The sequence below is a fragment of the Rhodococcoides kyotonense genome, from assembly GCF_001645385.1.
Classification (GTDB): Bacteria; Actinomycetota; Actinomycetes; order Mycobacteriales; family Mycobacteriaceae; genus Rhodococcoides; species Rhodococcoides kyotonensis_B.
Genome location: NZ_LVHI01000023.1, coordinates 16,239 through 30,633, shown reverse-complemented (window position 1 = coordinate 30,633; position 14,395 = coordinate 16,239). Strand labels below are relative to the sequence as shown.

7 protein-coding genes are annotated in these 14,395 nt (G+C 66.2%); 4 read left to right on the top strand and 3 right to left on the bottom strand.

Features of this window, described 5'->3' with window-relative positions; translation table 11 throughout:
* Nucleotides 1-928 precede the first annotated feature (928 nt).
* Nucleotides 929-7,360, top strand: a complete 6,432-nt coding sequence (locus A3K89_RS16025) for a type I polyketide synthase (RefSeq protein ID WP_068427718.1) — start codon at nt 929-931, stop codon at nt 7,358-7,360.
* The gene (locus A3K89_RS16020) at nt 7,357-8,700 is read left to right on the top strand and encodes an aminotransferase class I/II-fold pyridoxal phosphate-dependent enzyme (RefSeq protein ID WP_068427716.1); all 1,344 of its coding nucleotides are present in this window, start codon (nt 7,357-7,359) and stop codon (nt 8,698-8,700) included. The genes A3K89_RS16025 and A3K89_RS16020 overlap by 4 nt, the downstream gene beginning before the upstream one ends.
* A 68-nt stretch (nt 8,701-8,768) precedes the next feature.
* On the opposite strand, the gene A3K89_RS16015 is transcribed toward A3K89_RS16020, so the two are convergent.
* Nucleotides 8,769-9,737: a 3-oxoacyl-ACP synthase III family protein gene (locus A3K89_RS16015; protein WP_254303554.1), complete on the bottom strand. Its 969-nt coding sequence runs from the start codon at nt 9,735-9,737 to the stop codon at nt 8,769-8,771.
* Between the two features lie 212 nt (nt 9,738-9,949).
* On the opposite strand from A3K89_RS16015, the gene A3K89_RS16010 reads away from it, so the two are divergent.
* Complete coding sequence (locus A3K89_RS16010) at nt 9,950-12,118, top strand: MMPL family transporter (protein ID WP_174551440.1); 2,169 nt, start codon at nt 9,950-9,952, stop codon at nt 12,116-12,118.
* Entirely contained in the window at nt 12,108-12,731 is a 624-nt protein-coding gene (locus A3K89_RS16005) for an N-acetyltransferase (protein ID WP_068427712.1), read from the top strand. Before A3K89_RS16010 ends, A3K89_RS16005 begins: the two co-directional genes overlap by 11 nt.
* Before the next feature lie 65 nt (nt 12,732-12,796).
* On the opposite strand, the gene A3K89_RS16000 is transcribed toward A3K89_RS16005, so the two are convergent.
* Entirely contained in the window at nt 12,797-13,582 is a 786-nt protein-coding gene (locus A3K89_RS16000; RefSeq protein ID WP_068427710.1) for a hypothetical protein, read from the bottom strand.
* Between the two features lie 65 nt (nt 13,583-13,647).
* Nucleotides 13,648-14,379, bottom strand: a complete 732-nt coding sequence (locus A3K89_RS15995) for a hypothetical protein (protein ID WP_068427708.1) — start codon at nt 14,377-14,379, stop codon at nt 13,648-13,650.
* Nucleotides 14,380-14,395 lie beyond the last annotated feature (16 nt).

The following is a 14,395-nucleotide window of genomic DNA, read 5'->3' as shown; positions in this document are numbered from 1 at the left end:
CGTCCAAAGGTACCCCACATCGGCGCAGAGCGCAACAGGGGCATCAAAAGTAGCACCCGAGATGTGAACCTGCGTGGCGCTCGGCGGCGGCGTGTCGCGGGTCTGCGAATCGGTCCTCCCGATCGCTGCGGGGTGCTTCCGGGACAAGAGTGACCCCTCGCCGCGCCCGCGTCAAGAGGGACAGCCCCGCGTGGCGCAAAACCGGCGGGTCTCGGGCCGGTCCGGTTTTCGTGCGCGCGGGTTCCAGGGGGCCGTGATCGCGGCCGCGCAGGTTTCAGCCGGCGCGCACGTTGCAACCCGCGCATTCGCTGCAACGTGCGCGATACGGAACTCGGGCCACCCCGGAATCGCAGCCGCGCAGGTTCTAGCCCGCGCGCACGTTGCAACCCGCGCATTCGCTGCAACGTGCGCGGTACGGGGCGCGGGGCCCACCCGGGATCACAGCCGCGCAGGTTCCAGCCGGCGCGCACGTTGCAACCCGCGCATTCGCTGCAACGTGCGCGGTACGGGGCGCGGGGCCACCCAGCCGCTCACCCCGGACACACATGGGAGCGTTCCAGTCGGCCGCGTTACACCGTTCGCACTCGCTGTAAATCTGTAACGACCCACAGCGCCGGAATGGTCGGATTTCGTTGCGCCGCAACAGTTCCTGTGCTTCATTCGAAATCTATTGCCTGGCAACGCTATTCACAACGATAGCGACCACGGCAGAACCGCCCCACCCCCAGGCAAAGTTCAATCTTGTACTTTGCCAACGCGTATCGAGACAACGAGTGCCGCACCATCATTCCTATGGCGGTTCGGTGCAGAGTCTGGTTGTATTCACCCGACTCGGGGAGTTCGCTGTCTTCACGAGCGCAGTACGTATTCGGGGTCGGACGGGGCTCACATCTCTGGTGGGCCGTCGCACAGTAGTCGGGGGAGATTCATGGTCGAGATTGCACTTGTCGGTATCGGATGCCGATTCCCGGGCGGAGTTCACGACGGGCAGAGTTTCTGGGAGTTCATGATCTCGAAGGGCGACGGCATCGTCGACATCCCTGCCGATCGGTGGAACGCCGACCGGTTCTACGACCCCGATCCCGAGGCGCCGGGGCGCATGTACACCCGTCGCGGCGGGTTTCTGACGCAGTCGCTGTGGGATTTCGATCCCGAATTCTTCGGCATCTCCCCACGTGAGGCGTCGGTGACCGATCCGCAGCAGCGTCTGCTACTCGAGGTCGCATGGGAAGCCCTGGACGACGCGGGGCACGCCGGCCGCATCACGGGCGCTCCGATCGGCGTCTACGTCGGCGGATTCACCAACGACTCGGCCGGGCTTCGTGGTGCGCCGTCGGTGCGCCCGTTCATCAATGCGCACAGTGCCACCAGTTCGTCGCACACGTTGTTGTCGAACCGCATCTCGTACGCGTTGGACCTGGTCGGTCCGTCGATGACCATCGATACGGCGTGCTCGTCTTCGCTCGTCGCGATGCACGAGGCCGTCCGCGCCCTCGACCGCGGTGAATGCGACATGGCGCTCGTCGGCGGCGTCAACACGATGATCCGTCCCGAGACGTTCGTCTCGATGTGCAAGGGCCGCTTCCTCGCGTTCGACGGCCGATCCAAGTCGTTCGACGCCACCGCCGACGGGTACGGCCGCGGTGAGGGTGCGGGCATGGTGCTGCTCCGGCCGCTCGCCGACGCGGTGCGCGACGGTGACCGGATCTACTCGGTGATCCGCGGATCCGGCGTCAACCAGGACGGGCGCACGATCGCCATCCCCGTCCCGAACCCCGTCTCGCAGCGCACGCTGGCCGAACGGGTCTGCGCGGAGGCCGGTATCGACCCCAGTGAGGTCGGATACGTCGAGGCACACGGAACGGGCACGGCCGTCGGCGATCCGTTGGAGATCGAGGCACTCGGCGGCGCCTACGGCACGGTGCCCGGTCGTACGACTCCGCTCGTCGTCGGATCCATCAAGGCGTCGATCGGCCATACCGAGGCAGCCGCCGGCATCGCGAGCGTCATCAAGAGCGCCCTGTCGATCCACCACAGAACCATCGCGCCGCAGGCCTGGCTGGAGGCGCTCAACCCTGCAATTCTGTTCGACGACCTGCAGATTCGCATCCCGCTGGATCCCGAACCGTTCCCCGACGCGTACTCCCGGCCCGTCGTCGCCATCAACGGTTTCGGCTACGGCGGCACCAACGCGCACGTCATCATGCACGACGCGCCCGCCTCCGCGGTGTCGACGCCTCGCGTGTCGGGTCCGCGGATCTTCCCACTCTCCGCCCGCACCGACGCAGCCGTCCGCGAGGTCGCGGCGACTCTCGCCGACCGTCTGCAGTCCCTTGTCGAAGCCGCACCGGATGCCGCCGACGACATCGTGCGCGCATTCACCGCAGCGGCGTGGACGCGTCGGGCACACCACCCCGTCCGCGCGTCGGTCAAGTACACCGACGCCACCACCCTGCTCGAAGTCCTACGCGAATTCGCCTCGGGTACCGGACAATCCGCACATACCGTCGACGGCGGCGGCGCACCCGTGTTCGTGTTCAGCGGCATGGGACCGCAGTGGTGGGGCATGGCTCGTGACCTTCTGAACGAGGGTGGCGTCTTCGCCCATGAAGCCCGGATCATCGACGACGCGTTCACCGAGATCGCCGGATGGTCAATCATCGAGGAATTGAGCCGCGACGAGGAGTCGTCGCGCGTCACCGACACCGAAGTCGCGCAGCCCGCGAACTTCCTGGTGCAGGTGGCGCTCGTCGCCGAATTGCGGTCCATGGGAATCGAACCCGACACCGTCGTCGGCCACAGCGTCGGTGAGGTCAGCGCCGCCTACATCAGTGGCGCACTGAGTCTGCACGACGCTCTCCTCGTCAGCTGTCATCGCGCGCGGCTGCAGGCCACCACGGCCGGCAGCGGATCGATGTTGGCCGTCGGACTGTCGGAGGCCGACGCCCTGGCCCGACTCGCCGAGGCGGGCGACGACATGGTGTCCCACGTGTCCGTCGCAGCCGTCAACAGCCCGACCGCGGTGACGCTTGCAGGCGACGTCGAACACCTCACCTCTTTGGCCGAATCCCTCACCGCAGCAGGTATATTCGCCAAGCGTCTGCACGTCGAGGTGCCGTACCACAGCCATCTGATGGATCCGATTCTCGGCGAGGTGTCGTCGGCTCTCGCATCCCTGGATCCGCACGTTCCCGGGCTGGCGCTCTATTCGACCGTCACCGCCGAACGCGTCACGGGCGCACACTGGGACGCCGCCTACTGGTGCGACAACGTCCGCAAGCCGGTGCGGTTCGCCGACACGATCGCCGCACTGATCGCGCAGGGCCGACGTCTGTTCCTCGAAGTCGGGCCGCACCCCGTCCTGTCGGGCAACATCCGTGAGATCTTGATTCGCTCGGGCGATCCCGGCACGTCGATCGGCACACTCGTCCGCAAGCAGAACGACGTCGTGAGCCTGTCTGCGACGGTGGCCGGCCTGTACGCCGCGGGCGCGTTCGACGGACGCATCTTCGCCCCCGGCGACGCTGTCGCGTCGCCGCACGTCGACCTCCCCGCGTACCCGTGGCAGCGCACGCGCGTGTGGAACGAGGACGAGGCCTCGGTCGCCGACCGATTCGGCACGAACACCGTCTACCCGATGCTCGGTGACCGGACCGCCGCGGCCGCGTCGGAATGGACCGTCGAACTGGCGGTTTCGCAGCTGCCGTGGCTACGCGACCACGTCGTCGACGGCCTCGTGCTGCTACCGGGAACCGCGTATCTCGACGCGGCCCTCAGTGCGGCCGCGGTGCGGTCGAACCGCCCCGAGGTCGGCCTCGAACACGTCGAGTTCGTCGCTCCCCTCGTCGTCGACACGCACGACGTGCCCGTGCTGCAGGTCGCCGTCGAGGACAGCACGCGACGTTTCGTCATCCGCTCGCGGCCCGCGTCGTCGACGAGCTGGTCGCTCCACGCGACCGGTCGCCTCGTCGAAGGAAATTTCGAGGCACCGTTCGTCGCGGCGGACACTCCCGACGTCGAACACGAGATCACCGGGCAGGCTCTGTATCCGCTGCTGCATGCGGCTGGACTGCAGTACGGGCCGGCATTCCAGGGAATCGAGTCGGCACGGATCGGCGCCGACATCGTCGTCGCATCCATCGACGCAGCCGCGCAAGCCGGCTCCGGCCACCTCGTCCACCCGGCCGTTCTCGACACCGCCTTGCAATGCGTTGCGACGCTGGCGAATCCGTCCGGAGTCACCGGCGCCGTCGTGCCCGCAGCGATGGGAACGGTGCGACGCTACGGACCGATTCCCGACCACGCGACCGTCGTCGTCCGGCGCACGTCGACCGATCCGATGCGTGCCGACATCGCCGTCACCGACGACGAGGGACGTGCCGCGGTGACGATGAACGCCGTCGAATTCCGTCCCATCGCTCCGCCGCAGAGCCTGCACGCGCAGATGTCGTCGGTGTTCTACGAACCGGTGTGGGAGCTTCGGGACAACCGCGATCCCGGCGCCGTTCTCCCCGAGCAAGCCCGCGACTTCGCGCTCGTCGTCGTACTCGGTCACGCCGACGCGTCGACGACCACGCGAGTCGACGCGATCGCCGCGTCGCGTCGGAATTCATCGGTCCTGCACGCGGATTCGACGACGCACCACGAGTTGGTGGCCGCCCTCCGCGAGGCGCTGTCGGTCGACGGCGTCGACCACGTCACCGTCGTCGCGGTGGCCGGCCGCTTCGACGAGCCGGCCGACTCGGTCGCGTCGCTGCTCGTCGTCGCGCGTGCTGTTCACCTCGCGATCTACGGCGACGAGACCGGGCCCGCCGTCGATCCCGGATCATTGTCGACAGCCGTCGTCACCCAGCGGGCGTTCTGCATGCCGGGCGACATCGACGGCGCCGACCTGACCCACGCGGGACTCGTCGGCGCGAGGCGCTCGCTGCGGAACGAGCAGTCCGCCGCCGGATGGCGGCTCGTCGACACCGAGCCCTCGACTACGGACTCCGAACTCGTCACCGAGACGTTCGCATGCGGATCGTTCGCCTCCGATGTCGCCGACGAGGTCGCACTGCGGCAGACCTCGCGCTGGGTGATCACGTTGAAGAGCAACCTGGACGAGCACCTCGCGGTCCGGGAGCAGCCCACCGTCCTGCGCGACCGTGAAAAATCGTTCGCGGTCGAGGTACCGAAGTCGAAGCTGCTGTCGGACCTGGCCTTTCGCGTGCACGACCGTCGCGCTCCCGGGCCGGGTGAGGTCGAGGTGCGCATGGAGACGATCGGCCTCAACTACAAGGATCCCCTGAAGGTCATGGGAGTGCTGACCGACAAGGAACTCGACGGCACCTACTTCGGGACGCGACTCGGACTCGAAGGCGCGGGCGTCGTCACCCGCGTCGGACCGGGCGTCACCGAGGTCGCTCCCGGTGATCAGATGGGCGTGTGTGCCCGGGACATGATGCGTCGCTACGTCACCGTCGGCATCGACGAAGGCGGCACGATGCCCATTCCCGACGGCTGGGAAGCGGGCTGGTGCTCGTCGATCCTGCCGTTTCTCTGTTCGCACTACGGCCTCGTTCACCTGGCGCGCGTGCAACCGGGTGAGACGGTTCTCGTGCACGGCGCCGCAGGCGGCATGGGACTCGCGGCCGTTCAGGTCGCACGAGCGCTCGGCGCGAGGGTCATCGGAACGGCGGGCACGGACGAGCGTCGGGAGGTGGCCCGTGAGGCGGGCGCGCACGACGTGCTGGCGTCGCGGTCGCTGAACTATTCCGAGGACGTCATGACACTCACCGACGGCCTGGGCGTCGACGTCGTGTTCAACTCCTCCCCCGGCGAAATCATGGCCCAGAACCTGCATGTGGCAGCCGAATTCGCGCGAATCGTCGAGATCGGCAAGGCGGACATCTACTTCGGCGGTGTCATGGACCTGAAACCGTTCGACAAGAACCTGACGTTCTACGCGGTCGACATGGATCGCATGTTCAACTTCAAGCCCGATCTGGCCCGGCAGATCACCCGCGAGGTCGTCGACAAGATGAAGGTAGGCGACTACGTGCACCTGCCGTACACGACCTACCGGCTCGATCAGGTCGGCGAGGCGTTCGACGCCGTCGTCAGATCGAGCCACACGGGTCGCGTCGTGCTCAGCCTCGACGAGGACGCACCCGTCGTGAAGCCCCGAATTCCGACGGTCGACATCGATCCCGACGCCACCTACCTGATCACCGGTGGCTTCGGCGCCTTCGGTTCCGCCGTCGCGCGGTGGCTCGTCGACTCCGGTGCCCGTCATCTCGTTCTTGTCGGACGCAATGGCGCGACGACGGATCGGGCCCGCGAGAATCTCGAATCGTTCTCGGCTGCAGGCATTTTGGTCAGCGAAGAACTCGTCGACATCGCCGACTACGACGCGGTTGCCTCGATGATCGGCCGAATCGACGACGCGCATCCACTCCGCGGTGTCTTCCACACGGCAGGCGTGGTCAACAACCACCCGGTCGCCGACATCGACCAGGACTCGCTGCGCAGCGTGTTCCTCCCTAAAGTCAGCGGTGCGGTGAACATGGATCGCGCGCTCGAGGAGGCGCACGTCGACCCGGACATCTTCGTGATGTTCTCGTCGATGAGCAGTCTCACCGGCGGCGCTCCCCAGGTGTCGTACTCGGCGGCCAACTCGGTGCTCGACGCTCTCTCGTGGTCGCGTCGGAACCGGGGAAAGTCCGCGTTCACCGTCAGCTGGGGATCGATGGGCGGTGGCGGGATGGCCGAAGCCAAGCCGGAAGTGGTGCGTTATCTCGAGATGCTCGGGTTCAGGAACATCGACATGGACGTCGCCACGCTGTACCTTCGCGAAGCCCTGACCCTCGACATCCCACACGTCGCCCTCGTCGGCATCGACTGGGAGCAGTGGGGCGTCGCCAACCCGGCATCGGCCAACATCCCGAGGTTCGCTGCACACATCGCGGCGGCCAGCACCGGAGGCTCGGGAATCTCGGCGTTGCAAGCCGAGATCCTCGCCCTGCCGGAAGAGCAGCGCGCGGAGGTCATGACATTCGTCCTCGCCGAGCAGTTGGCCGTCGTGATGGGAATCGACGCCGATGCAGTCGACGTCCAGACGCCGTTGCCCGAGCTGGGACTGGACTCACTGATGGCCGTCGAATTCGCGGCGCGCGTCGGCAAAGCCGTCGGCCTCGAACTGTCGGTGCTCGAATTCGGCCGAGGACATGGCCTCTCGGCCATCGGCGCGAAGCTCGCGGCGACACTCACCGCGCGGGCGGAGGGCGAGGCGGCACCGGCACCGTCGCCCATCGCGGTCGACGTCATGCCTGCACCGGACGCCGACGCCGCGCACGAGCCCGTCGGGACCGCATCGTGACCGCCGACTCCCGCGAGATCGCGAGGCAGTTGCTCGCACGCACCGGCTATTCGACGGTGCAGGTGACCGAGACCGCCGAGTCGGCACCGACGGCACCGCGAACCCCACAACCGAGCAGTGTCGCGGCCCCCGGTGACCGTGGCCTGCTGGCGCACCCGGACATCGTTGCCACCGTCGCGCAGTTCGACGGCGTGGATCGCATGTTCGACAGTCTGAACGTGCCGAACCCGCTGTACCTGCCGCACCAGGGCACGAGCGGACCCACGATCCGCCAGCTCGATCGCGACATGATCAACTTCGGATGCTTCAACTACCTCGGGCTCAGCGCCGACAAGCGGGTCGCGGAGGCGTCGAAGGCGGCGATCGACGAGTACGGCACGTCGGTATCGGCCAGCCGCATCGTGTCCGGGCAGATCCCGCTGTACGCCGAGTTCGAACGTCGCATCGCCGAGACGTACGACGTCGACGACGCCGTCATCACGACGAGCGGCTACCTGACCAATGCAGCCGCCGTCGGATATCTGCTGGGCCAGGGCGATCTCGCGGTCTGCGACGCCCTGGTGCACAGCAGTATCGTGTCCGGTACCGAATGGGCGGGGTGTCGGCGAATCTCGTTCCGACACAACGATCCTGCCGCATTGGAAGCGGTCTTGAAGATGTCGCGCGGCAGCTTCAGGCGTGCGATGGTCGTTCTGGAAAGCCACTACAGCATGGACGGCGACGTCGCGCTGCTCCCCCCGCTGATCGACGTGGCACGCAAGTACGACTGCGCGGTGATGATCGACGAGGCACATTCGTTCGGCGTCCTCGGCGAACACGGCCACGGCATCCGCGAGCTGTACGGCCTCCCCGGTGACGCCGTCGACGTCTGGATGGGCACGATGTCCAAGGCGTTGGGCAGCGTCGGCGGATTTCTCGCCGGCTCACGCGAACTGATTCGTGCGTTCAAGTACTCCGCGCCCGGTCTCAGCATGTTCGCGACTGCACCTGCTCCGGCGTCGATCGCCGCCGCACTTGCCGCGCTCGACATCGTCGACCGCGAACCGGAACGCGTTGCTCGACTGCGGGACAACGCGTCGTACGCCTTCGCGCAGAGTCAAGCCCTCGGATTCCGCACCGGCCTCGCCGAGGGCACGCCGATTCTGCCGATCATCGTCGGTGACACGCAGAAGGCGGTGCTGGCCGGAGTCGGCCTGCTGCAGGCGGGCATCAACGCGAATTCGATCACCCACCCGTCGGTGCCTCTCGGCGAGGAGCGCCTGCGGTTTTTCATCTCGAGCGAACACACGCGCGAGCAGATCGACACCGCGTTGACGACGGTTGCGGAGATTCTCGGGTAGGCGCCTTCGGCGCACGTGCGTGCGAATGTATAGCCCGCTATACATTCGCACGCACGAGGGCGACGCCCCTAGTGAATCAGAACGATTGCGCCCCAGATGAATCCGGCACCGATGGTCGCGATGACGGTCACCTTCCCCTGGCTCGTGAGCTTCGCGCGCTCGAGCTCGGCAAGAACCGTGAAAATACTGGCCGCGCCGGTGTTTCCGAGTCTGTCCACCGTGATGGGCGCCTTCTCCCGCGGCATACCGAGCGTGTCGACGACGGTCTCGATGATGGTGCGATTGGCCTGATGGAGAACGAGATGATCGACGTCGTCGAGCGTCAACCCCGCGTCGTCGACGGCCTTGCGCACCACCGCAGGCAGCAGCACCGTCGCCAGTTTCCACACTCGTCGACCGTCCATGTACACGAAGTGTCGACCGTCCGCGACGGCGTCGGCAGTGAGAGGATGACGCGATCCCCCGCCGCTGATACCGACGGACATGTCCAGTTCCGATTCGATGGTCGACGACCTGATCCCCCTCGCGGGATCCGTCTCCGCGGTCACGAGCGCACCGCCTGCCGCGTCACCGAAGAAGATGCGCGTCGTCCGATCGTTCGGATTCGTCTGGCGCGACAGCACTTCCACCGCGAGCACCAGGATGATTCGGTAACGATCTCCGATCATCGACGCGGCCAGTTCCAGCCCGAGCAGCCCGCCGGAACACGCCGCCTGCGTCAGATCGATGGGAACGGCCCGGACCGCACCGAGCGACTGAGCAACGGTGAGCGCCGTCGACGGGAACGGCTGATCCGGATTCACTGTCGCCAACACGATCGCGTCCAGATCCATTGCCGCAAGGCCGCTCTGGTGCAGTACGGATCTCGCGGCCCTCAGCGCCAGGTCGGATGCCGCGGCACCGTCCTCGAGAAATCGTCGTGCCTCGATGCCGGTCCTTGCTCTGATCCATTCGTCGCTCGAATCGACCGTGGCACACAGCTCGGCGTTGTCCACCACTCGGTCCGGGAGTGCATCGGCGAAATGACGGACCGCCACCGAAGAATTTCTGGTATTCATACTTCTCCACATCGTAGGCGCGGAAGTTGAACGCTTGATCATGGTGCGGTGCGAAACGTGCAGCAGCGGAACATATTTGCGCGGCTGCACGATAACATCGCACGGACTTCGTCGACAGTGTCGCCCGCGTCGGACGATCGGTGTACTCTCGCGTTCATTCAAGGCCGTTTCGCGGTCACCCGGGGGGCTTCATGACACGTGGCGATCGAACGGCGCGTCCGAACACGTTCGCGCAATTCGTGGTTCGCCGTGCTCGATTCGTGGTCGCCACATGCGTCACCGTCATCGTCGTCGCAGGCGTGTGGGGCGTCGGCGTGCTGAGCCAGCTCAGCGTGGGCGGATACTCGGACCCGGGCAGCGAGGCAGCGCAGGTCGACCGGATCGTCGAGGCACAGTTCGGTCGTCAGGTGCCGGACGTCGCCGTTCTGTACACGCCGACCGACGGCCGCACCGTCGAGGACATCCGCGGCGACGTCGAGCAGAACCTTGCGGGCATCGACTCCTCGCTCCTCGCTCGCGATCCGGTAACGTACTGGAACATGCCGCCGACCATCGCCCAGGGCTTGACGTCGTTCGACGGACGATCCGCGCTGGCCGTCCTGACGATGACCGGCGACGAGGACGCGCGAGTCAAGACGTTCGTCGACATTCGAGACGACCTGCAGATCGACGGTGTCGACGTGCAGTTCGGCGGCTTCTCGACCATCGCCGACGCGTACAACACCGAGGCGCGGTCCGATCTCGTCCGAGCCGAGACCATCACGTTCCCGATCCTGATGGTGTTGCTGCTCGTCATCTTCGGGGGCGTCACCGCCGCCGCCGTCCCGCTGTGCATCGGCGGTCTCAGCATTCTGGCGTCCCTTGCCGTCATGCGAGTGCTGTCGCAGTTCACCGAGGTGAGCATCTTCGCCACGAACATCGCGAGCCTCGTCGGCCTCGGCATGGCCGTCGACTACAGCTTGTTCGTCCTGACGAGATTCAGGGAGGAGCTACGACGCGGCGCCGCCGTCGACCAGGCCGTGTATCGCACGATGGCCACGGCAGGTCGCACCGTCGCGTTCTCGGCGCTGCTGCTCGTGTGCGGTTTCGTCGGCATGCTGATCTTTCCGCAGGCGATGATTCGGTCACTCGGTTTCGGCGGAATGGCTGCGGTCGCGGTGTCGGCGTTCGTGTCGCTGACGGCGCTGCCCGCCACACTCGCAGTGCTCGGGCCACGTATCGATTCGTTGAGTTGGCGTAGGGGCGCAGCCGAGCGCGGTGACGCTCGCGCCGAACGGTTCTGGGGTTCGGTGGCCGAGCGCGTGATGCGACGGCCCGCCGTCGTCGCGGTCTCGATTCTCGCGTTCCTCGGACTGCTCGCGGCGCCGATCTTCGGCGTCGCACTCGGCGACCTCGACCACAAGGGACTGCCCTCCGACGCGCCCGCCCGCATCGCGACCGACAAGCTGTTCGCCGATTTCCCTCTCGCCAACTCGGGCGTCACGGTGATGGTCCAGTCCGACAACGGTTCTCCCCCGGACGCCCTCGTCGTGCAGCAACTGGCCGCCGAGATGGGACGCGTCGACGGCATCGCGGCCGCCATACCGTCGGGCAGCGCCGAGAACTACGGGGTCATCAGGGCCATCCTGACCTCACCGGATCGCACCGAGAGCGCACTCGACACCGTGTCCCGCCTTCGCGACATCGAGGCGCCGGACGGCACCGTGATCCGCATCGGCGGAGCGACAGCGTTGAGCCAGGACGGCATCTCGTCGATCTACGACACCATTCCGTGGATGTTCGCGATCATGATCGCTGCGACGTTCGTCGTCACGACGGCCGCGTTTCGCTCGATCGTGTTGTCCACCAAAGCAATCGTCATGGCAATACTCAGCCTGGCCGCGACGTTCGGCGTGCTGACCTGGGTGTTCCACGACGGCCACGGGGCAGGGATCGTCGGGATCACACCGGCGCCGCTGCAAGCCACCATGAGCATCCTCATCATGGCCGTCGTGTTCGGATTGTCCACGGACTACGAGATCTTCCTGCTGTCCCGCATCGTCGAAGCGCACGACGCAGGCGCGAGTACGCGTGACGCAGTGAGAATCGGCGCCGCACGCACCGGCCGCGTCGTCACGGCAGCCGCACTGCTGCTCATCACCGTCACCGCATTCTTCTCGTTGTCCGAACTCGCGATGATGCGCCTCGTCGGAATCGGCATCATCGTCGGACTGATACTCGACGCCACCGTCGTACGCATGTTGCTCGTCCCCGCAACGGTCAAGCTGATGGGCGAGGCCAACTGGTGGCTGCACCCGAAAAAACTTGTGCACGAGACTGTTTCGACCCCATTGGAAAAGGACAACGAGAATGTCGGTTGAGATCAGGTACGCCACGAAAGCAGACATCCGAGAGATGTCCGAAGTGATGGCCCGTGCATTCCAGGTCGAGGATCCGGTCAGCGGGTACTTCTTCCCGAACGACCGCACACGACCGAAGAAGCAACGACGCATGATGTCCGCGTTGATCCGTCATCGGTATCTGCCCATCGACGGGGCCGAGGTCGCGACCATCGACGGCAGGATCGTCGGCGTCAGCCTCTGGTATCCGCACGACTCACCGCCGGAACCGTGGTGGCGCAAGGCAATCAGCGGACCGCACCTGTTGTGGGCCATGGGACGCGGCGTCCGACCCGGCATCCAGATGGACAGGACGCTGCTCGCCGGAGCCCCCGACGACCAGGCCGTCCTGTGGGTGTATCTGGGAATCGAGCCGTCACTGCATCGTTCGGGCGTCGGACGGGCATTGACGAGCTCCATCTTCGAGCGAATGGACCACGAACGTCGCATCACCTACGGGATCTGCAAGGAGGGAAACATTCCCTTCTGGACCGCAATGGGTTTCGAACCGGTAGGCACGACGACCATCGGGCCGAAAGGTCCGCTCGTGTACCGCATGAACCGCCCGCCCGCGCAGGTGACGAGCGGGCCGTAGCCGGCTCGCCTTCCGTCGTGGCGGCTGCGAGAAGATCATCAACCGGTTCGGGCTGCTGATACCGCTTACTGATCGGAGATGGCAGAAAGAATCCACTTACCGTCGGTCTTCTCCATGTTCACGACGATGGGCCCCTCGGCATTTCCCTGCGCGACGCCCGCTTGCGTGGCACTGACATTGAGCAGTGCGACGATCTCGGCGTGATCGGGTTCGAGGCGCGTGACGCCGATATCGGAGATGTCGGCCTGCGTTGCGGTCTGAGTCTGGCGCACAGCCGATTTCGTCGTGTCGGCCACTCGGTCGAACTCGGCGAGCATGTCGGGGTTGAGGACGGCGCGGGCCTTGTCGAAGTCCTCGTCGATCGTCGCGTCGCTGTAGGTGTAGAGCGTCTTCAATGCGTCCGTCGCCGCAGCGGTGACCTCGGACGTCGCGTTCTGATCGACCCACGCCGAATTGTCGACGTCCGCACCGGGCTTCAGCGCAGCAACGACGGCGACAGCACCGAACACGACGGCAGCGACCCCCACTGCGACAACCGGCGTCCAGCTGGTCCGCGCGGCAGGCGCCTCGGAAGCGGCGGGCTCCGCAGGAGCGGCAGGTTCCGCGAGAGCGGCAGGTTCCGCGGGAGCGGGCGGTTCTGCGGGAGCCTCGGGTTCAGGCGCGGCGGCGTCGGGCTTCGCAGCCTTCGAAAGGTCTACCGGCGTGGTGGAATCCGAGGTCGCCGTGGTGTCCGGAGTCGCTGCGTCGGACGCGACGGCGTCGGGCTCGGTTCTGCGATTGCTGCCCGCCACCTTCTTCCGAGCCTTGCTGGTGGTGTTGGGGGGAACGATCTTCCGGCGCTGTGGAGGCACTGCGGACAACTCCTCGTAGTTCTTTCGAAAAATGCCACTATCCGATGGTCAGGGCAGGACGGATGTCACTGCCCGCCGGTCGCATCGGGAGCGGGCGCAGGCTCCGCGGTTTCGGACGGGACCGCGTTCGGGTCGGCGGGCTCAGTGGTCGGGGCGGGAGCTCCATTGGGGTCGAGCGGCAATCCGTTCGAGTCCGTCTGCCCGCCCGACGCGTCGAGCGCGATCGGTGTTCCGATCGGGTCGACCTTGTTGGCCTTCCACGTACCGTCGACGTCTTCCATGAACAACCGCATGGTCTGCTTGACCTTCTGCGCCGGACGGTCAGGCCACGTCGTCGTCGCGGCGATGACGACCAGTGCGGTGGCTGTGCCCTCGTCGGCGCTGAGTTCGGTCAGGGTCGAGTGCATCAACTCGGCCGAACTCTTGGCTCCCGACGTGCGGACCGCGTCGTCGATAGACGACCGTGTTGCTTCCAGATCGTTCAGCATCGTGTCGCCGGTAATGGACGACTTCATGTCGTCGAACGACTGATCGATGTTGGCGGCGTCGACGGTGTTGAGGTTGATCGCCACCTGCTGGGCACCGGTGAGTGCCGAGTCGCGGGTGTCGGCAACCGATTTGTCGGATCGCGCGTTCACGTACCCGATTCCGAACCACACGGCCGCTACCAGGGCGACGATCGCGACGACGGATACGCCGATCAGAATCGGAGTCCTGCTGCTCTTTCGGCCGACATTTTCGCTCGATGGCCCAGGAGCGCCGGAAGTCGGCTCCTGGGCTTCGGTGTTTGACGTCACACTGACACCCTACTAC